Source organism: Ruegeria sp. AF5, assembly GCF_056541905.1.
In genome coordinates, this window is the sequence record NZ_JBQFYZ010000003.1 from 138,717 (window position 1) to 157,831 (window position 19,115).

Below are 19,115 nucleotides of genomic sequence, written 5' to 3' on the forward strand. Positions count from 1 at the left end.
TTACTTGTTGCCACTACAGTTCTGAACTGTTGCTAAACTGTTACGATTTTCGGACCAGATGTTCAGGAAAATGCCTGCAAAGATGATAGCGGCGCCGATCAGCACCCAATGGTCGATGGGCTCGTGATAGAGGATCATTCCGATCACCGCGATTGTCGGAAGGCGTGCAAAATCAAAGGGAATTACGACGGTTGCCGGGGCGATAGACAGGGCATTGGTAATGCAAAAATGCGCCAGCAAACCCGCCAACCCAACCAGAATCAAGTAGGGCGCGGTTTGCATTGTCGGAAGCACAATCTGACCGTCGATGCCAGCGGCTGTGGCCCCAAGGACCGCTTGCATTGCGGTCAGCCAGAAAACGATACACCCAATACTGGCAAATCGCGTAAGCTTCTTGGTGGTAATCGTTGTAAACGCAAAGAAAACCGCTGATGCCGCTGCTGTTATTAAGCCGGGGCTCAGGGGGGCAGCGCCTGGGCGTGTGACGATCAGAACCCCTGAAAACCCAATTAGCGCCGCAATCAACTTGAGCGGGGTCAACCGTTCGTTCAGAAACAGCGGCGAAAGCAGGATCACCCAAAGCGGTTGAGTGAACTCCAGCGCGAAAACCTGTGCCAAAGGAGCCACTGCCACGGCGTAGAACCAGAGATTTTGCCCTGTAAAGTGTAAGGTGTTTCGTAAAGCATGCAATCCCAGCCGTTCGGCTGAAACCTGCTGCCAGTTGCGCGTTAAAGTCAGGACTGTTGCAACAACAACGAACCCCACGATGCTGCGATACATCATGATTTCAAAGGTATCATGCGCAGAACTCAGCTCACGCCCTGCAACCGCCATGGATGAGAATGAGGCGATCGCACCTGTCATCCATAGACCGGCCTTCAACACGTCTTTCTGCGCATGGCTCATTTCGGGCGTCCCTCAGGTTCGTCGCGTAGCCGCGCGGCCAAAAGACCGCAAGGCCAAGAGCTTATGATAAGCAGGCTAGGTTTGCCCGGCCATTCAAACGTCGAAGGTGCACCAGATTCAAGGTCGTATAGATGACTGCCCCGAACAAAGGCTTGAACGAGAAGGACGTTTTGCAGCTCAATCAGTTAAGTTTTACGCAGACACCCACCGGTTATTCCCACTCGATGGTGCCGGGTGGTTTCGATGTGATGTCATAGGTGCACCGGTTGATGCCCTTAACCTCATTGATGATCCGCGTTGCCGTTTCGCCCAGGAACTCATGGCTGAACGGGTAGTAGTCTGCGGTCATGCCATCGACAGATGTGACGGCCCGCAGCGCACAGGCGTAGTCATAGGTGCGTCCATCACCCATGACGCCTACCGTGCGCACTGGCAAGATGGCGACAAAAGCCTGCCAGATGTCGTCATAGAGGCCGTGTTTACGGATCTGGTCGATATAGATCGCATCGGCTTCCTGCAAAATACCCAGTTTTTCACGTGTGATCTCGCCGGGGCAGCGGATTGCCAGACCGGGCCCGGGGAAGGGGTGACGCCCGATGAAACTCTGCGGAAGGCCAAGTTCACGGCCAAGCGCGCGAACCTCATCCTTGAACAGCTCTCGCAGGGGTTCGACCAGTTTCAGGCCCATCTTTTCCGGCAAGCCACCGACATTGTGGTGCGATTTGATGGTTACAGAAGGACCGCCCGAAAATGACACCGATTCGATTACATCCGGATAAAGCGTTCCCTGGGCCAGGAACTCGGCCCCTTCAATGGTATCGGCGTGTTTCTGGAACACGTCGATGAACAGTTTGCCGATGATCTTGCGTTTGGTCTCCGGGTCGCTTTGCCCTTCAAGCTCGCCAAGGAACAGTTCGGATTCGTCCGCGTGGATCAGTTGGATATTGTAGTTGTCGCGGAACATGCCGACGACTTCTGTCGCCTCGTTCTTGCGCAACAGCCCGTGGTCAACGAAGACGCAGGTCAACTGGTCTCCAATCGCCTCGTGGATCAGGATCGCCGCGACCGAGCTGTCAACGCCGCCCGACAAACCGCAGATGACCTTCTTGTCACCAACCTGCTCGCGGATCTTGCGGATCATCTCCTCGCGATAGGCCCCCATGGTCCAGTCGCCCTTGAAACCGGCCAGCTTGACGAAGTTCTCGTACAGCTTCGCGCCCTTGGGCGTGTGGTGCACCTCGGGGTGGAACTGCACGGCATAGAAATGGCGCGCTGGATCGGCTGTGATCGCAAAGGGCGCGTTAGGCGATGTGCCAAAGACCTGAAATCCCGGCGCGATTTCACTGACGTGGTCACCGTGGCTCATCCAGACCTGTTCATCCCCGTCGTCAAACCAGCCCTTCAGAATTTCCAGTTCGTCTTTTGGCGTGACAAAAGCCCGACCGAACTCGGCGGTGCCATGGCCACTTTCGACCTTGCCGCCAAGCTGGTGCATCATCACTTGCTGGCCATAACAGATGCCCAGAATCGGCACGCCGTAGTCAAAAATCTCTTGCGGAGCACGGGGCGACCCTTCGCGCGTCACACTGTCCGGCCCGCCCGAGAAGATCACGGCGCGCGGGGCCATTTCCCGCACGAAATCCATCGTGACATTCTGGTAAGGGTGAATTTCGCAATAGACATTCAGTTCGCGCAGGCGGCGGGCAATAAGCTGCGTAACCTGGCTGCCGAAGTCGATGATCAGAAGGCGGTCGTGGGATGTCTGGGTCATGTCAGCGCCTTAGGGCAAGCCTGCACATTTCGCAAGAGCGAGGTCCGATTCCGGCGCGGGATTCGATGAAGATCGCCACACAGGCCTTCGGCACTCGTGTTTCCCGCCGTTCGTGATCCGAAATAGACAGGTGCGGTAACAATTGGGCCGCACTTTCCAAAATCCGATTATCCCCAATGGCAGCCCGTTGGCGGGATTGCAGAACGGCAATGTCGCTTTTTCCCCCAACGTGCCGCAATCCCTATGCTTGCGTTCCGGCAAACCTGTATCAAACGCTCAATCTAACCAACAACACGGGATCTTCTCATGACCGAGGCAAACACCCGGCGCAGGGCGAGAGGTGGCGGTGGCGCTGCCCGCCGTGCCGAGCGGACTGCAGTTCGTATCGAGACCGCGAAATACATCGAACGCAACATTCCGAACTTCGAAATCCTCAATGAAGAGGCACTGGAGATCATCGAAAACAATGCGGAAACCGTGTTGGAAGAGATCGGTGTTAACTTTGTTGATAACCCTGCCGCTCTGGAACGCTGGCGCGACGCTGGCGCGGATATCGACGGTGAACGCGTGCGCATTCCGCGTGGCCTGGCTCGTGAGCTGATCAAAACTGCGCCCAGCGAGTTTACCCAACATGCCCGCAACCCCGAGAAATCGGTCGTAATCGGTGGTCGAAACATGGTTCTGGCCCCGGTTTACGGCCCTCCTTTCGTGCGCGATGCACAGGGCGGCCGTCGATACGCGACGATGGACGACTTCAACAAGTTCGTGAAACTCGCCTATATGTCCAAGTGGTTGCACCATTCGGGCGGTACTGTGTGTGAGCCGACCGACATTCCGGTGAACAAGCGCCATCTGGACATGTTGAAGGCGCACATGACCCTGTCGGACAAGCCTTTCATGGGTTCTGTGACCGATCCCAGCCGGGCGCAGGATTCGGTCGAAATGTGCGAAATCCTGTTCGGCAAGGAGTTCGTTCAGCAAAACACGGTGATGACGTCGCTGACCAACATCAACTCGCCGATGACATTCGACGATGTGATGATGGGCTCGCTGGAAGTCTATGCACGTAACAATCAGGCCTGCATCATCTCGCCCTTTATTGTGGGCGGCGCGATGGCGCCGGTCTCGGTAGCCGGTACTTTGACACAGGTTCTGGCCGAGGTTCTTGCCGGTGTGGCGTACAGCCAGATCGTCCGTCCCGGTGCACCCGCGATCTTTGGTGCATTCGTGACTTCGATCGACATGAATTCAGGTGCCCCGACCTTCGGAACACCAGAAGCTGCGCATATCACCTATGGCGCGGGTCAGCTGGCGCGGCGTCTGAACTTGCCCTATCGGTCCGCAGGATCGTTCTGTGGCTCGAAACTTCCGGATGCGCAGGCGGCTTATGAAACAGCGAACTCGCTGAATATGGGACTGTTGGCTGGCGTGAACTTCATGTTGCATGCCTGCGGCTGGCTGGAAGGCGGCCTGGTGGCCGACTTCGAGAAATTCGTTATGGATGCCGACCAGTTGGGTGTTTTGCATTCGCTGGCCAAGGGCGTGGCCTATGACGAAAACGCGCAGGCCATGGATGCGATCCGGGAAGTTGGCCCGGGCGGGCATTACCTAGGATGTGCCCACACGCAGGCGAACTTCAAGGAATCGTTCTGGAAGTCCGATCTGCTGGACTACAAGCCATATGAAACCTGGCAGGAAGAAGGCGCGCGTGATACGCGGGCTCTGGCCTCTGCGCGGGTTGAACACCTGCTGGCTAATTACCAGCAACCGCATATGGAACCGGATACAGCCGCAGCGCTGGAAGCCTATATCGCCGAGAAAAAGGCCTCCTTGCCGGATGCGTTCTCCTGATTACTGAAGGACCGGGGCGCGGCTGGCCTGATACAGCCGCGCCTCACCCAACAGCGCGATAAGAATGTCGAGATGCCGGACCAGAGAGTATGCGGCATCATCTTCTTTGCGCAGTTCATTTACCTCTTTTTCCATCTCCATCAGTCGCAGCAGGGCCTGACCTGAACCCGGCAATGATCCGTATCCCAGAATACGTTGCAGATGCCTGTCCCGGTTGTACTCTCTCGCTCCGAAATTGGCGGCTCTTGCCAACATGCGTGGGCGGTGAAGCGTTGAGATCATTGTCATCAGGTCCTGCATCTTATGTGTCCTGTGTCTGAGGGTTTACGGGACCATTAAATGCACAACCTAAGCGGGTGTTGCCTGCGTGACAGCCTCTCCGAACGATGGTTTCACGACTGTTTATCTTTTTGAATCAAATCTGGTTCGCGCCTTGTGAGGTTAACGAACGAGTAACGAATGGACCTCTAGTTAGATTTGGTTAACCCGCAATCCGAGGGCGAAAAGTGACATTTTGTTTTGTCGACGAGGGCAAATAATCATGGAAAACAACATGGCTTTCACCATTCCGGCATGGGTTCCAGAGGGGGCGCAAAGATACCTTGCTCATACCGAAACCGGACGCTCGATCCGCGATATCGCGAGATCGGCAGGCTGCCATGCGTCAACCATCCTCCGGCAAATCCGGCGTATCGAGATGCGCCGTGACGATCCATTGGTGGATGCTGCTTTGCAATCGCTGGCAGAAACACATTTTTCCATGTCCGATGACGCAGGCGACGCGGTCGTGATCGCGGATGAAGCTGCCCAGGAAGAAGCGTTCGAAAGAGAAGCATTGCGCATTTTGCGCCGCCTGAGTGAAACCGGTTCGGTTCTTGCCGTGGCTGAAGAAATGGACAAAGCGGTAGTCGTTCGCGACACCGGCAACGCCGGAGCGACCAGAACCGCGGTCGTCGATTGCGAGATCGCTCAGGCTCTGGCCTTAAAGGACTGGATTTCCTGCGATAACCCCGGTCGTATTTCACGGTATCGGATTTCTGCAGCTGGCCGAACGGCCCTGAGCCACCTGATTGCGAAAGCGGAAAACAAGGCGCGGGTGGGGACTGAATTTGGATTTGCCGAAGCCCAGTCGTTGTTTCAGTCTAAGACGTCGGCCGGGGCGGCTGACCGGATCAAGCGCATTCGCTATAGCGCCACGGAAAGCCCGTTGGTTGCCCTTGCACGCAGGCGTGACCGCGATGGCAAGCCTTTTCTGGATGAATCGCTTGTCAGCGCCGGAGAGCGTTTGCGCGAAGATTTCGAATTGGCGCAGATTGGCCCACAGGTTTCACAGAACTGGGACCGGTTTCTTACGGCTGGTGGCCGTGGCTGTTATGACAGTGAAAGCCACGGAGGAAAGGGGTCATCCGATGCGCGGGATCGCGTGGCGCGGGCCTTGTCTGATCTTGGCCCCGGACTAAGTGACGTTGCCCTGCGGTGTTGTTGCTATCTCGAAGGGTTGGAACTGGCGGAAAAGCGTATGGGCTGGTCTGCACGATCCGGCAAGATTGTTCTGCGGATCGCATTACAGCGGCTGAAACGCCACTATCAGGATCAGGCTGAACGCGACCGCATGATTGGCTGAAGGCACAAAAAAGGCCCGTCATAACGGGCCTTTATTCGTCTTGTTAATACTCAGGCCAGTTCGGGCTCTGCCGTCGCCTGAAGATGTTTCATCAGGTTTTCGGGCGAAGACACGCCATAGGGATCTTCGGGGCAGTTATCCATCAGGCCAGGTTCTTCGAACCAGGATTCGACAACGCCGTCGTTTACGATGGCCGCATAGCGCCATGACCGCATGCCAAAGCCCAGATTATCCTTGTCAACCAGCATACCCATTTTGCGGGTGAACTCGCCCGATCCATCCGGAATGACCTTTACGTTGGTCAGGCCCTGATCTTGCGCCCATTTGTTCATCACAAAGCTGTCGTTGACAGACATGCAGTAGATTTCATCGACGCCCCGGGCAATGAAATCGCTATACCCGTTTTCAAAGCCGGGCAGTTGATATGTCGAGCAGGTGGGCGTGAACGCACCGGGCAACGAGAACAGGATCACGCGTTTTCCTGCAAAATAGTCAGCGGTGGACTTGTCTTCCCAACGGAATGGGTTTGGTCCTTCGATTGAGTCATCACGGACACGGGTGTGAAAGGTCACGTTGGGCAGAATTGCGCCGGATTTCATGGTCAAGCTCCTGTGATTCACTTGTGATTTTGTTGTGACTTAAAACAGTTCCAAACTACCTTCAATCGACGAAACGCCGCATTTTGAACTAATAATCTCTTCTCATTAGGCATTGAAAACATGCGGTAAAACGGGAATTTGCAATCGTGCTCTTGCTTATGCACGGCGGCGTTGCATAGCGGCTATGCGCCGCTGGTGTAACACTGCGCATCTGTCTATGTTATGAGCGACAGGATTGACCCAAAGTCAGGAAAATTGCCCGTGCGAGATCTGAAGATCCCCGAACAGCGCCATCCGGAAAAAGCGCACCGCCCGGATAATGCGCAGCCCAAGAAACCGAACTGGATCAGGGTCAAGGCACCCGGCGGCAAAGGTTATGCAGATACGCGCCGGATCATGCGCGACAACAATCTGGTCACCGTCTGCGAAGAGGCAGGATGCCCCAATGTCGGCGAATGCTGGAGCCAGGGTCACGCCACCATGATGATCATGGGCGAGATTTGTACCCGTGGCTGCACATTCTGCAATATCGCTACCGGTCGCCCAGACGACCTTGACGCCTTTGAACCCGGCCGGGTGGCACATGCAGTCGAAAAACTTGGCCTGAACCATGTGGTTATCACCTCTGTCGACCGGGATGATCTGAGCGATGGAGGAGCCGAGCATTTTGCGCAGACCATCCGCGCGGTGCGGCACCGCTCTCCCAAAACCACGATCGAGATTCTGACACCCGATTTTCTGAAATGCGATGCGGATGTTCTGGAAATTGTGGTTCAGGCGAAGCCGGATGTCTTCAATCACAATCTGGAAACCGTACCGGGTTTGTACCCCGAGGTTCGCCCCGGTGCGCGGTACTTCCATTCCCTGCGTCTTTTGCAGCGGGTGAAAGAACTTGATCCGTCGATCTTTACCAAGTCTGGCATCATGGTTGGGCTTGGCGAAAACGAACAGCAGGTGCGCCAGGTCATGGATGATATGCGCGCGGCGGATATCGATTTTTTGACGATTGGCCAGTATCTGCAACCAACGCCGAAACACCACGGCGTTGATCGTTTCGTTACACCCGACGAGTTCGCGTCATACGAAAAGGCGGCATACGGCAAAGGCTTTCTGATGGTATCTGCGACACCTTTGACCCGGTCTTCTTATCACGCTGGTGACGATTTCACCCGACTGCGCGCGGCGCGTCTAGAAAAGCTACAAAAAGCGTGACACCGGATAAGATCGCGCGACTGACTCGTCTGCGCCACGAGCTGCATCAACACCCCGAACTTTCGGGACAAGAAAAGAAAACCGCGGCGCGGGTGGCTGAATTTCTGCGCGACGCTGGTGCTGACCATGTTATGACCGGAATAGGTCGGCACGGGATCGCTGCTGTTTTCGAAAGTGGCCAACCCGGTCCCACGCTGGGCATTCGCTGCGAACTGGATGGGCTGCCGATCCAGGAGTTGGCGAACCATTCCCATGTATCTCAGGTCGCGGGCAAAGGGCATTTGTGCGGCCACGACGGTCATATGACAATGGTTCTGGGCGTGGCAGACGTGTTGAATCATCAACGCCCCAAGAAGGGCCGCGTCGTATTGATTTTCCAGCCAGCCGAAGAGACCGGCCATGGTGCAATCGCTTTCCGAGCTGATCCCCAATACGCCGAGGTTGCGCCCGACCTGGTGTTGTCTTTGCACAACTTACCGGGATTGGAGTTGGGGGCGGTCGAAATTTGCAGCGGTTCTGCCAATTGCGCCTCACGCGGGATGCAGATCGTTCTGACCGGAAAGACGTCACATGCTGCCGCTCCGCAAGATGGGGTGTCACCTGCCGGTGCGCTGGCACGCCTGATGCCGGCTTTGACCGCGTTAGGCGGCGGCGGGGATCTGAATGACGATTACGCGTTGACGACCGTCACACATGCCACGTTGGGTGAGCGCACGGTCGGAGTAGCACCGGGGCGGGCCGAGCTGTGGGTGACGCTTCGCACCGTCACGGACGCGAGAATGGCGCAACTGATCACCGACGCTGAGTCGCTGGTCCGCGAAGCGGCCAAAGCCGAAGGGCTGGCGGTCGAAATCAGTTATGACGAAGTGTTTGAGGCTTGTGCCAATCACCCGGAAGCAGTTTCGATCCTGTCCAAGGCCTGCACGGAGCAGGGCGTTTCTTGCAGGTTGACCGATCAGCCACAGCGGTTTTCAGAAGATTTCGGCCAGTTTGGAAAAAGCGCGAAAACCGCCATGTTCTGGTTGGGGTCGGGGAGCGACCATCCCCAGTTGCACAACCCGGACTACGACTTCCCGGATGCGCTTATTCCGATTGGGACCGGGGTATTTTTGAAGGCCATCGAAGCTGTGTTAGGCCGCGACTGCTAGGACCGAGGCTTTCAGTTCATCAGATCGCCAACGATTCCAACAGCTTCTATTACAGTCTTCGTATCATCCGATATCGAGATTATTTCGTCGTCGACCCGAATATACCGTTGCCCCGGCTTCAGTGGCTTGAGCTTCCAGTTGTCGAGGTCGTTAATATAATCAAAACGCAGGTCGTCCGGCAATTTCTGACCTCGGGTGTATCGTTTGATTTGACCGGGCGGAACAGCTTTGCCGTTTGACTTAATGGATTTCTCTACTTTGGTTTTGTTGGCACCTTGCCCTTTGCCCTTGTTGTCTTTTGCATAAGACGCACCTGCAAGGGACACGATCGCCAAAAAGACGCCCGCTATCGCGAAAAACCGCTTCATCATCAATACTCCTGCTATTTCCTGAAAGGTAAAGCGACGAGGCGATGATAGTCCAATGATATTCTGGAAATTGAATTGTTAAACGGGTCTGAGCACGAGATCTGTAAATTGCCCGCTCAGCTATTCGTCTGTAAAGCGGACTTTGCCAATATAGGGCAGGTTGCGATTGCGTTGGGCGTAGTCAATTCCATATCCCACGACAAATTCGTCTGGAATCTCAAACCCGATCCAGTCTGATCGGAAATCCACTTCGCGGCGGCTCGGCTTGTCCAGCAGGGCAATGGATTTCAGGCGCGCGGGGTTACGGCTTTGCAGCAACTTGGTGACATGGTTCAACGTATGGCCGGTGTCAACGATATCCTCGACAACCAGCACGTCGCGCCCTTCAATTGCGCCGCGTAAGTCTTTGAGAATACGAACTTCCCGGCTGCTCTCCATCGCGTCTCCGTAAGAAGAAGCTTCAAGGAAATCCACTTCGATCGGAAGGTCAAGTTCGCGCACAAGGTCGGCGATGAATACAAAGCTGCCGCGCAGCAGACCCACGACCACCAGCTTGTCGGTGTCTTTGAACTCTGCCGAAATGTCGCGACACAGCTCCTCGATTCGAGCAGCGATGGCCTTTGCCGAGATCATCTCATCTATCACATATGCGCGGTCAGTCATCGCAGCCCCCTTGATCTTTGGCGCGCAACATACGACATGACGCGCCATTGTCACCTGCAAATACCGGACATCATGCCTATCCATTCGGAAACCCGCCACCTGCCTTATACAGCCCAGCAGATGTACGACCTGGTTGCCGACGTGGCCAAGTACCCGCAATTTCTGCCGTGGTGCGCTGCTGCCCGCATTCGCAAGACCTATGCGCTGGAAGAGGCTGAGGTGATGGAGGCGGATCTGGTCATCTCGTTCAAGGTTTTCCGGGAACGTTTTGGCAGCAAAGTAACTCTGTTTGCGGATCAAAGGAAAATCGACACCGAATACCTGGACGGCCCCTTCAAATACATGAAATCCGACTGGCAGTTCGAGGACGCGCCTGATGGGGGGTGCAACGTCTCGTTCCATGTGGACTTCGAATTCAAGAATGCCATCCTGCAAGGGATTATCGGCGTGGTATTCAACGAAGCCATGCATCGGATCGTGCGCGCGTTCGAGACGCGCGCGCAACAACTCCACAGCTAGGTCTTTACCCTTGTCAGGCGCACGCTAGACTACGCGCATGACGGAATTTACAGCATCATTGGCCGCTTTTGCGGCAGGCCCGGTTTCGACGTCGTCTCAGGCAAGAATCGTCACGTCGCTTTCTGTTCTTGACTGGGTCGCTGTGGGCCGGGCAGGCGCGCGCGAACCCGTCTCAGCCACGGTTCGCGACATGATACTGTCCGAGGGCGGAAACCCTCAGGCGCATCTCTTTGGCGGCGACTCGGCACCGCTGCGCGGTGCGGCGTTGGTCAATGGCACGGTGTCCCACGCGCTGGATTACGATGACACGCATTTCGCCCATATCGGGCATCCTTCCGTCGCCATTTTGCCCGCAGCCCTTGCTGTGGCCGAATGGGATGACCGTATTCTAGTCGACATGCTCGAAGCCGTTTTGGTGGGTATGGAAACCTCAATCCGAATTGGCTTGTGGCTGGGACGCGGCCACTATCAGGCAGGGTTTCATCAGACGGCAACATCCGGTGCCTTCGGGGCGGCAGTTGCTGTTGGCCGTTTGCTGGGGTTTAACGCAAACCAGATGCGAATGGTTCTGGGTCTGACGGCAACGCGTGCGGCGGGGCTGAAGGCGCAGTTCGGAACCATGGGCAAGCCGTATAACGCCGGACTTGCCGCCTCGGCAGGGGTCGAGACCGCCTTGCTGGTGCAGCGCGGTTTTCAGGCCAACGCCGACGCGCTGGAAGGTCCTTTTGGGTTTGGCGCAACGCATCAAGGCGCAGCAGACCAAACTGCTCTGGATGGGTTGGGCGATGAATGGCTGTTTGAAACGGTCAGCCACAAGTTTCACGCCTGTTGCCACGGTCTTCACGCCGCGCTGGAAGCTGCGCGGGAGTTGGACATAGCAGAACCCGAGGTCGCCGAGATCCAGATAAAAACGCATCCGCGCTGGATGAGTGTGTGCAATCAGCTGTCGCCGACAACCGGACTGGGAGCCAAGTTTTCCTATCGGACAGTGATCGCGATGCAGGCGCTGGGATATGATACGGCTTTGCCAGGCAGTTTCACTGACAAGGTCTGCCTCGACCCGCGTATAACGTCTTTGCGCGACCGCATCACGGTCAAGGCAGATGACAGCCTGTCAGAAACGCAGGCGCATCTGTCCCTGCTGCGTCGCGATGGTATTCGCCGCGAAGCAACGCATGATCTGCTGAACCCAATGCCGCTGTCTGACCGCGAGGATCGCGTGCGCGACAAAGCGACCAAGCTGATCGGCGCGGATGAGGCGGACACGATCTGGTCGATGCTGCGCACCGGGGGACGTGCTCGCGATTTGGCCGAACAAGTGGCGGGTTAAGCCACGCGCCAGTGCAACGGAAAGCCCGGGTCAAACACAGTGACCGGTCCATCGCCTGTGTCAATCTTTGAGGGATACGAAACGGGCTCACCCTTGGTCAGGGTGATCATCTCCTGGTTCACGGGCAAGCGATAGAAACCTGGCCCGTTGAGCGACACAAATCCTTCCAGCTTGTCCAAAGCACCTTCCCGGTCAAACATCTCGGCGACCAAAGACATAGTGTTGGTCGCTGTGAAACAACCGGCACAGCCACAAGCCATTTCCTTGTTTGCATCCGTGTGCGGGGCGCTGTCTGTACCCAGAAAAAACCGCGCATCGCCCGATGTTGCAGCGGATAGCAGGGTCAGACGGTGTTCTTCGCGCTTGGCAACGGGAAGGCAGTAGTAATGCGGTTTGATGCCACCAACCAGGATGTGGTTGCGGTTGATAATCAGGTGATGCGCCGTGATCGTTGCACCCAGATCAATCGCGTTGGCTTTGACATAATCCACACCATTGGACGTGGTGATATGTTCCATCACCACACGCAAGCCTGGTGTCGATCTGCGGATCGGATCAAGAACCCGGTCGATGAACACGGCTTCGCGGTCAAATATATCGATCTCGGGATCCGTCACCTCGCCATGTACGCACATGGGCAAGCCGATTTCGGCCATCTTCTCAAGCACCGGGCGCACTTTGTCGAAATCGCGCACACCCGAGGCAGAGTTGGTCGTAGCCCCGGCAGGGTACAGCTTGACGGCTTTGATCACACCGCTGGCATGGGCCGCTGCGACATCTGCGGCATCTGTATTTTCGGTCAGATACAGGGTCATCAGCGGCTCGAACGTCATACCGTCGGGAAGGGCCGCCAGAATGCGGTCTCGATAGGCGACAGCTTGGTCGCCACGCACAACCGGCGGCACTAGGTTCGGCATAATGATCGCACGGGCGAAATGGCGCGCGGTTTCGGGCAGAACGGCTTGTAGCATCGCGCCATCGCGCAGATGCAGGTGCCAGTCGTCGGGGCGGTGGAGCGTAAGGGTGTCGGTCATGGCCTTCCGCTAACATAGCTGTTGCGAAAGACCAACTGCGTCCGCGCAAGCCACAAAGAAAATCTTGTCAACCGACCTGAACGTCGTAGCTCTGAGAAAGGTTGAGGCCTTGACGGCCAGACGGTTGCATGACCTGTTTATCCCTAAAGCAGAAAGGGGTTCCATGACACAGCCAGTTTCCATCGATGCCGTGCAGCAGATGCTGGGTCGTCAGGGCTATGTCTGTGGTCGCGCCCTTGCGACGGTTGTGTTCCTGTCGCTGAAGCTTGGACGCCCGTTGTTTCTGGAAGGCGAGGCAGGGGTGGGAAAGACCGAGATCGCCAAGGCTCTGGCATCCGGGTTGAACCGGCGCCTGATCCGTCTGCAATGCTACGAAGGTCTGGATGCGTCTTCTGCCGTTTACGAATGGAACTTTCCGGCGCAGATGGTCGCGATCCGAACGGCCGAGGCCGCAGGTGGGGCCGACCGGGGCGCGTTGCAGGCGGAACTGTTTTCGGATGAATACCTGATCGAACGCCCCTTGTTGCAGGCAATGCGCCCGGACGAAAATGGAGCGCCGGTTCTTCTGATCGACGAACTGGACCGGACCGATGAACCGTTCGAAGCCTTTCTACTGGAAGCTCTGAGTGATTTTCAGATCACGATTCCTGAACTGGGCACTGTTGTAGCACCCGAACCACCGATTGTAATTGTCACGTCGAACCGGACCCGCGAAGTGCACGATGCCCTCAAGCGTCGCTGCCTGTATCACTGGGTTGATTATCCTGATTTCGAACGTGAGATCGAAATTCTGCATGCGCGCGCGCCTGAAGCTGCGGAAGGGCTTAGTCGCGAGGTTGTAGCCTTCGTTCAACGTTTGCGCACCGAGGATTTGTTCAAGAAACCCGGTGTGGCCGAGACCATCGACTGGGCGAAATGCCTGTTGGCGCTGGATGTGTTGAACCTCAGCCCCGAGGTGATCGGCGACACGCTGGGTGCGATCCTGAAATATCAGGACGACATTCAAAAACTTCAGGGGTCCGAGGCCAAACGCATCCTCGACGAGGCCAAGGCCACGCTCGAACCGGTCTGATGTTTCATCTTTTTCCAAATACTCCGGGGGTATGGGGGCAGAGCCCCCATAACGTCTGATGGCCGAACAACTTCCGCTGGATATCCCAGACAACCCAAAGCTGGCGCACAACATCACCCATTTTGCCCGCGCACTCAGAAAGGCTGGGCTGCCAATCGGACCCGGTCGTGTGATCGACGCAATTCGTGCGGTGCAGGCGGCAGGTTTTTCCGAGAAACAGGATTTCTATTGGACCTTACACGCCTGTTTCGTGAACCGCCCGGAACACCGCGTGGTTTTTGCGCAAGTCTTCCGAATGTACTGGCGAGATCCGCGTTACATGGAACACATGATGGCTATGATGCTTCCTGCAATTCGCGGCGTTCAGGAAGAACGCAAGGCCGATGCCGGTGAAAAGCGCGCAGCTGAGGCGCTGCTGGACGGGGTTGAGCGTGATTTGCCGGACGCTGCAGGACAAGGGGAAGACGAAACCGAGATCGAAATCGACGCAACCCAGACTGCATCGTCCGAGGAGCGGCTGCGCAATCTGGACTTCGAGCAGATGAGCACGGCCGAAATCGCGCAGGCCAAGCGCGTATTGGCGCGGATGACACTGCCAGTAAAGCCAATTGAATCACGCCGCGGGCAGACCAGCCATCTGGGGCACCGCATCGACCGTGCCCGCACCTTGCGCGCGGCCATGCGGCAAGGGGGTGAGTTGCGCGATATTGCCAGACTACAACCCAAACCGCGCTGGCCAAATCTTGTCGCACTTTGCGATATTTCCGGCTCGATGAGCCAGTACAGTCGGATCATCCTGCATTTCCTGCACACGGTATCGAACACCAAGGGAGCGGGTTGGGCCAAGGTCCATGCCTTCACATTCGGCACACGCCTGACCAACATAACGCGCCACCTGCACCAACGAGATGTAGACGCGGCACTTGCCGCCGCAGGTGCCGAGGCACAGGATTGGGAGGGCGGCACTCGTATCGGCGAGTGCCTGCATCAATTCAATCGGGACTGGTCACGCCGGGTGATGGGGCAAGGGGTGGTTGTTCTGCTGATCACCGACGGGCTCGAGCGAGGTGATCCCGAGCTCCTTAGGAAAGAGATTGAGCGTCTGCACCTGTCCTCAAAACGCCTGATCTGGCTGAATCCCTTGTTGCGTTGGGACGGGTTCGCGCCCAGGGCGCAAGGGGTTGCCGCGATGCTGCCGCATGTTGACAGTTTTCGCGCAGGGCATTCGATTGCCTCACTCGAAGACTTGGCCACAGCGATTTCACAACCCGACGATCATGGGCAGAAAGCGCGGCTGATGGCCGCGCTTTCCGACTAGCAGCTTACGACAGCTGTTCTTCATTGCACTTGCGGGCCATCTCCATGGCTTTGTAAGTGCCTGTCAGATCGACTGTGAAGGCATATGTTGTCTCAGGGAAAACGATCATGACCTTTTTCTTGGCCAGATCATCCGCGAACTGAGGGCTGTCCGACAGGACATATCCACCGGAATAGCCTTTGGTGATGTTACCTTTCATGCCGGTTGCTTCACCCAGATAGATGTTGTCGCCCAGCAGGATAGCAACTTCTTGCGTCTCGCCACGTTTGATATCGGTTTCAGCCTTGGTGAACACGCCGACATATCCCACACCGCGATCTTCGGTCAGTCCCATCTGAACGACGTTTTCCGCATCATCAACGGCCTCGATCAGGCAGGATTTCTTTTCATTGTCGATGAAGACTTTCCAGCCTTCAACCTCTCCATAGCGTTGGAATGTGTCAGCCCACGCTGCGGTTGAAGTCAAAAGACCAACTGCCGCGCCCAGTGCAAGAATACGTTTCAACTGCATGTCTCCGATCTATGAATTGTTTGGTATGCAAGCCAGACCCGATGCCGGTTGCCTGTACAGGCTAGAACTCGGGTCACAAACAATCAATGCTATGATTTGTTGAATATCTTTCAGGCCGTGGCGTTGCCTAATGGGGTCCAATATAGACCTTTTGGTAAGCTTGGTGCGCTTTTCATCCCGCAAATCCCGCTTATGTTGGTGTAATAGGTCATCCAGAGGTTCCGATGAAGCGATTCGACAACAGTCCTGAAACGGCGCTTGACTGGCACCGCAGCGGGCGCGGCGCGGCGCTCGCTACAGTTGTCGAAACCTGGGGCAGTGCGCCGCGGCGGGTGGGATCCCAATTGGTGATTGGTGGCGATGGTCGGATCGAAGGTTCCGTTTCTGGTGGATGTGTCGAAGGTGCTGTTATCGTCGAGGCGCTTGAAGCCATTGACGAAGGCGAAGCGCGTTTGCTTGAATTCGGGGTCAGTGACGACGATGCCTTTGCGGTTGGTTTGGCTTGTGGGGGGACCATACGCATTCTTGTCGAACCCATAGGACAAGTCCTGCCCGAACCTATGTTGGCGGAACTGGTTGCCGCTCGGACCGCTCGTGCACCCATTGCCTACGAAGTCAATGTCGAGACCGGGCGCAGGGCGTTGCGCCGCAACGCTTATGCCGACAGGCTGCGCATGGATCGGTCAGGGTTCGAAGAAGATGGCCAGACCTTTGTCGCAGTGCACAACCCGCCGCTAAGGTTGCTGGTCGTTGGGGCGGTTCACATTGCGCAGGCTCTGGTGCCGATGGCGCGGATTGCGGGCTACGATCCAACCATCATCGACCCACGTGACGCCTTCGCGTCCAGTGCGCGTTTTCCCGGCGAAACGATCCTGACGGATTGGCCGGATGAAGCCGTTGCGAAGCTGGGATTGGACGCGCGGACCGCGATTGTCTTGCTGACACATGACCCAAAACTTGATGATCCGGCGCTACAAGCCGCATTGGACGCCGATGTGTTCTATATTGGTGCATTAGGGTCAACACGCACCCATGCCAAGCGCATTGAGCGTATGAAAGCGGCCGGTTTCACCGATGCGCAAATCTCTGGCATTCATGGGCCCATTGGCTTGGATATCGGGGCCGCCGGTCCCTCGGAAATCGCGGTTGCGATACTGGCGCAAATCACTGCAGTTCTTCGAGGGAAATCATGAAATTTGGACCTGTGCCGGTGTCCCGGGCAGAGGGGGCCATTCTGGCGCATTCGGTTACAGCGGATGGGCGAAAGCTTCGCAAAGGGCTTGAATTGCGCTCGGAACATGTGGAGCAACTGGAAAAGGCTGGTCTAAACGAGGTCATTGTTGCCCGGTTGGATACCGGTGATTGCCATGAAGATCAGGCTGCGCGCAAGCTGGCGTCTGCGCTGGCACCTGATCCAGCTTCAGCCAACTTGCGGGTAACCGAGGCATTTACCGGGCGGGTAAACCTTTTGGCCGACGGGCCTGGGGTTGCCGTGCTTGATGTTCGTGCACTTGAATTGTTCAATCTGGTCAATCCGATGATTACCGTTGCGACCGTTCCGCAGTATCAGCAAATGGGGGCGAACGGCATGGTGGCGACCATCAAGGTCATCTCATACGCTGTGCCAGAGGCTGATGTTCGGCGCGCCGCCGGGCTGGCACAAGGGGCTGTGCGTTTGGCGCGGCCTGTTCATCGGACAGCCGGGCTTGTTGTCACGGAAATTCCCGGTGGCCCACCGAACGATAAGGGGATTGCGGCCATTCGGGGACGGGTCGACGCATTGGGAATGGAGCTTGCGCAGGTGCAGATTGTTCCGCATCGAACAGATTCCTTGACCAGCGCGATTTCTAAGGGGAAGGGCGATCTTCTGATGATATTGACGGGATCGGCCACCTCGGATCCGAACGATGTCGCACCGTCGGCCGTTCGGCAGGCCGGTGGGACGATTGATCGCTTTGGTATGCCGGTTGATCCGGGAAACCTGCTGTTTCTGGGGGACTTGCAGGGCCGACCTGTGATCGGCTTGCCAGGATGCGCCCGCTCTCCGGCGTTGAATGGGGCGGATTGGGTGCTGTCGCGTGTTGCATGCGGGATTGAAACAACAGGTGCAGATATTGCCGGAATGGGTGTTGGCGGGTTGCTGAAGGAAATCCCGACCAGACCTCAGCCGCGAGCGAAACGAAACGACTGACCGCCGCCAAGGTCCGCTATATTGCGTATGTACTATTCATATTCTAGGGTTTTCTCATCCTTGGCAACACGCCGGGCCGCCAATACGCGCCGGTGTCCTCCCGCGCCTTTTGAAACTGTTCGACCCTGTCCCGTGCAGCGTCTCCTCCTGCATCAAAGAGATGACCGAGCAGGCATTCCAGAACCGCCATCGCGCCGGAAAAGCTTGAAAACGGATGTAATGTGCGGGTGCTGACGGGCAGAACCACATCCGGGTTGACGCCGGGGGCAATCACCTCGCTATCCGAAAGCAGTACAATCTTCATAGACCGATCGCGGGCAAAGCGCATCGACTGGATCGTATCTGCGGAGTAGGGATGGACCGTGATCGCAAACAAACAATCCGCAGACGTGGCCTCGACAAGGTCATCGATGGCCGAGCCCATGTGCCGAGGTATCAGCTGTAACCCGGGATGGGCCATGCGGCCGGCGTAGTGAAAATAATAGGCCAGCGCATGGCTGGCCCTTGTGGCGGTCACATAACAGTGACGTGCAGACACCATGTATTCAACGGCACGCTTGGCCAAATTCGGCTCCATCAGACGCAGAGAGCGGGACACAACATTCATCTCATTGCGCGCGAATCTGGCCTGTGCGCCGTGGAAAGGGTCTTGTCCGGGTGATGTGGTTAGCCACCCATGACCTATCCTGTCTTCGCTGTCTGTTGTGAGGGCAAGGCGAAATGGGTGGCGGAAGGCGTCAAAACTGTCGAAACCCATACGCTGTGCCAGTCGAACAAGAACACTGGTGCTGATGCCGATCCGGTCAGCGGTCACCCGGACCGGGTTCAGGCCGAAATCACCGGGATGGTCGATGATATATTTCGCCGCGACTTGCATCTGCGCAGGCATCTCGTCGATCTCGCGCCGAATTTGGCTGGTCAAGGCTGCAAGGGTGGGTGCCATACCAAAAAGAAACATATGTTTTCTTTAGTGTAAATTGAAAACGTCATCCAGCGAA

General features: G+C 56.6%; 19 protein-coding genes. 10 read left to right on the forward strand and 9 right to left on the reverse strand.

Going from position 1 to position 19,115, the window contains the following annotated elements; all coding sequences use genetic code 11:
- Both ACR0DS_RS06870 and guaA read right to left on the reverse strand, forming a co-directional pair.
- Complete coding sequence (locus ACR0DS_RS06870) at positions 1-906, reverse strand: DMT family transporter (protein ID WP_480558544.1); 906 nt, start codon at positions 904-906, stop codon at positions 1-3.
- 211 nt (positions 907-1,117) lie between these two features.
- Positions 1,118-2,677, reverse strand: a complete 1,560-nt coding sequence (gene guaA, locus ACR0DS_RS06875; RefSeq protein ID WP_480558542.1) for a glutamine-hydrolyzing GMP synthase — start codon at positions 2,675-2,677, stop codon at positions 1,118-1,120.
- A gap of 306 nt (positions 2,678-2,983) precedes the next feature.
- Here guaA and ACR0DS_RS06880 point away from each other — a divergent pair, with 306 nt between their 5' ends.
- Complete coding sequence (locus ACR0DS_RS06880) at positions 2,984-4,528, forward strand: trimethylamine methyltransferase family protein (RefSeq protein ID WP_480481183.1); 1,545 nt, start codon at positions 2,984-2,986, stop codon at positions 4,526-4,528.
- Here ACR0DS_RS06880 and ACR0DS_RS06885 read toward each other — a convergent pair whose 3' ends face one another.
- Positions 4,529-4,828 (reverse strand): DUF6477 family protein, encoded by a 300-nt coding sequence (locus ACR0DS_RS06885; RefSeq protein WP_480481181.1) that lies wholly within the window; start codon positions 4,826-4,828, stop codon positions 4,529-4,531.
- 241 nt (positions 4,829-5,069) lie between these two features.
- On the opposite strand from ACR0DS_RS06885, the gene ACR0DS_RS06890 reads away from it, so the two are divergent.
- Entirely contained in the window at positions 5,070-6,152 is a 1,083-nt protein-coding gene (locus ACR0DS_RS06890; protein WP_480481179.1) for a DUF6456 domain-containing protein, read from the forward strand.
- Between the two features lie 50 nt (positions 6,153-6,202).
- Here ACR0DS_RS06890 and ACR0DS_RS06895 read toward each other — a convergent pair whose 3' ends face one another.
- On the reverse strand, positions 6,203-6,751 hold the full coding sequence (locus ACR0DS_RS06895; protein WP_480558540.1) for a redoxin family protein: 549 nt from the start codon (positions 6,749-6,751) through the stop codon (positions 6,203-6,205).
- A 261-nt stretch (positions 6,752-7,012) separates the two neighbouring features.
- Here ACR0DS_RS06895 and lipA point away from each other — a divergent pair, with 261 nt between their 5' ends.
- Entirely contained in the window at positions 7,013-7,963 is a 951-nt protein-coding gene (lipA, locus tag ACR0DS_RS06900; protein ID WP_480481175.1) for a lipoyl synthase, read from the forward strand.
- Positions 7,960-9,111 (forward strand): amidohydrolase, encoded by a 1,152-nt coding sequence (locus ACR0DS_RS06905; protein ID WP_480481173.1) that lies wholly within the window; start codon positions 7,960-7,962, stop codon positions 9,109-9,111. The genes lipA and ACR0DS_RS06905 overlap by 4 nt, the downstream gene beginning before the upstream one ends.
- Positions 9,112-9,122: 11 nt before the next feature.
- On the opposite strand, the gene ACR0DS_RS06910 is transcribed toward ACR0DS_RS06905, so the two are convergent.
- Complete coding sequence (locus ACR0DS_RS06910; RefSeq protein WP_480616716.1) at positions 9,123-9,479, reverse strand: hypothetical protein; 357 nt, start codon at positions 9,477-9,479, stop codon at positions 9,123-9,125.
- Positions 9,480-9,599: 120 nt separating this feature from the next.
- On the reverse strand, positions 9,600-10,142 hold the full coding sequence (hpt, locus tag ACR0DS_RS06915) for a hypoxanthine phosphoribosyltransferase (protein WP_267365856.1): 543 nt from the start codon (positions 10,140-10,142) through the stop codon (positions 9,600-9,602).
- 72 nt (positions 10,143-10,214) lie between these two features.
- Here hpt and ACR0DS_RS06920 point away from each other — a divergent pair, with 72 nt between their 5' ends.
- Both ACR0DS_RS06920 and ACR0DS_RS06925 read left to right on the forward strand, forming a co-directional pair.
- A complete protein-coding gene (locus tag ACR0DS_RS06920; protein ID WP_480558536.1) occupies positions 10,215-10,661 on the forward strand; it encodes a type II toxin-antitoxin system RatA family toxin in 447 nt (148 codons plus the stop codon).
- 37 nt (positions 10,662-10,698) lie between these two features.
- A complete protein-coding gene (locus ACR0DS_RS06925; RefSeq protein WP_480558534.1) occupies positions 10,699-11,991 on the forward strand; it encodes an MmgE/PrpD family protein in 1,293 nt (430 codons plus the stop codon).
- Here ACR0DS_RS06925 and pyrC read toward each other — a convergent pair.
- Positions 11,988-13,025, reverse strand: a complete 1,038-nt coding sequence (gene pyrC / locus ACR0DS_RS06930; protein ID WP_480558532.1) for a dihydroorotase — start codon at positions 13,023-13,025, stop codon at positions 11,988-11,990. The genes ACR0DS_RS06925 and pyrC overlap by 4 nt on opposite strands.
- A gap of 163 nt (positions 13,026-13,188) precedes the next feature.
- Here pyrC and ACR0DS_RS06935 point away from each other — a divergent pair, with 163 nt between their 5' ends.
- Both ACR0DS_RS06935 and ACR0DS_RS06940 read left to right on the forward strand, forming a co-directional pair.
- Positions 13,189-14,097 carry an AAA family ATPase gene (locus ACR0DS_RS06935; RefSeq protein WP_480558531.1) on the forward strand — a complete coding sequence of 303 codons (909 nt, stop codon included), beginning with the start codon at positions 13,189-13,191 and terminating at the stop codon, positions 14,095-14,097.
- A 58-nt stretch (positions 14,098-14,155) separates the two neighbouring features.
- Positions 14,156-15,415, forward strand: a complete 1,260-nt coding sequence (locus ACR0DS_RS06940; RefSeq protein WP_480537740.1) for a vWA domain-containing protein — start codon at positions 14,156-14,158, stop codon at positions 15,413-15,415.
- Positions 15,416-15,419: 4 nt separating this feature from the next.
- Here the strand turns inward: ACR0DS_RS06940 and ACR0DS_RS06945 are convergent, their stop codons facing one another.
- Positions 15,420-15,926 (reverse strand): hypothetical protein, encoded by a 507-nt coding sequence (locus ACR0DS_RS06945; protein ID WP_480481159.1) that lies wholly within the window; start codon positions 15,924-15,926, stop codon positions 15,420-15,422.
- A 224-nt stretch (positions 15,927-16,150) separates the two neighbouring features.
- Here ACR0DS_RS06945 and ACR0DS_RS06950 point away from each other — a divergent pair, with 224 nt between their 5' ends.
- Together ACR0DS_RS06950 and ACR0DS_RS06955 are read left to right on the forward strand one after the other, a co-directional pair.
- Positions 16,151-17,119, forward strand: coding sequence for an XdhC family protein (locus tag ACR0DS_RS06950; protein ID WP_480558529.1), 969 nt, complete (start codon positions 16,151-16,153; stop codon positions 17,117-17,119).
- Positions 17,116-18,117 (forward strand): molybdopterin-binding protein, encoded by a 1,002-nt coding sequence (locus ACR0DS_RS06955; RefSeq protein WP_480558527.1) that lies wholly within the window; start codon positions 17,116-17,118, stop codon positions 18,115-18,117. Before ACR0DS_RS06950 ends, ACR0DS_RS06955 begins: the two co-directional genes overlap by 4 nt.
- A 43-nt stretch (positions 18,118-18,160) precedes the next feature.
- Here the strand turns inward: ACR0DS_RS06955 and ACR0DS_RS06960 are convergent, their stop codons facing one another.
- Entirely contained in the window at positions 18,161-19,060 is a 900-nt protein-coding gene (locus ACR0DS_RS06960; RefSeq protein WP_480558525.1) for a MurR/RpiR family transcriptional regulator, read from the reverse strand.
- Positions 19,061-19,115 lie beyond the last annotated feature (55 nt).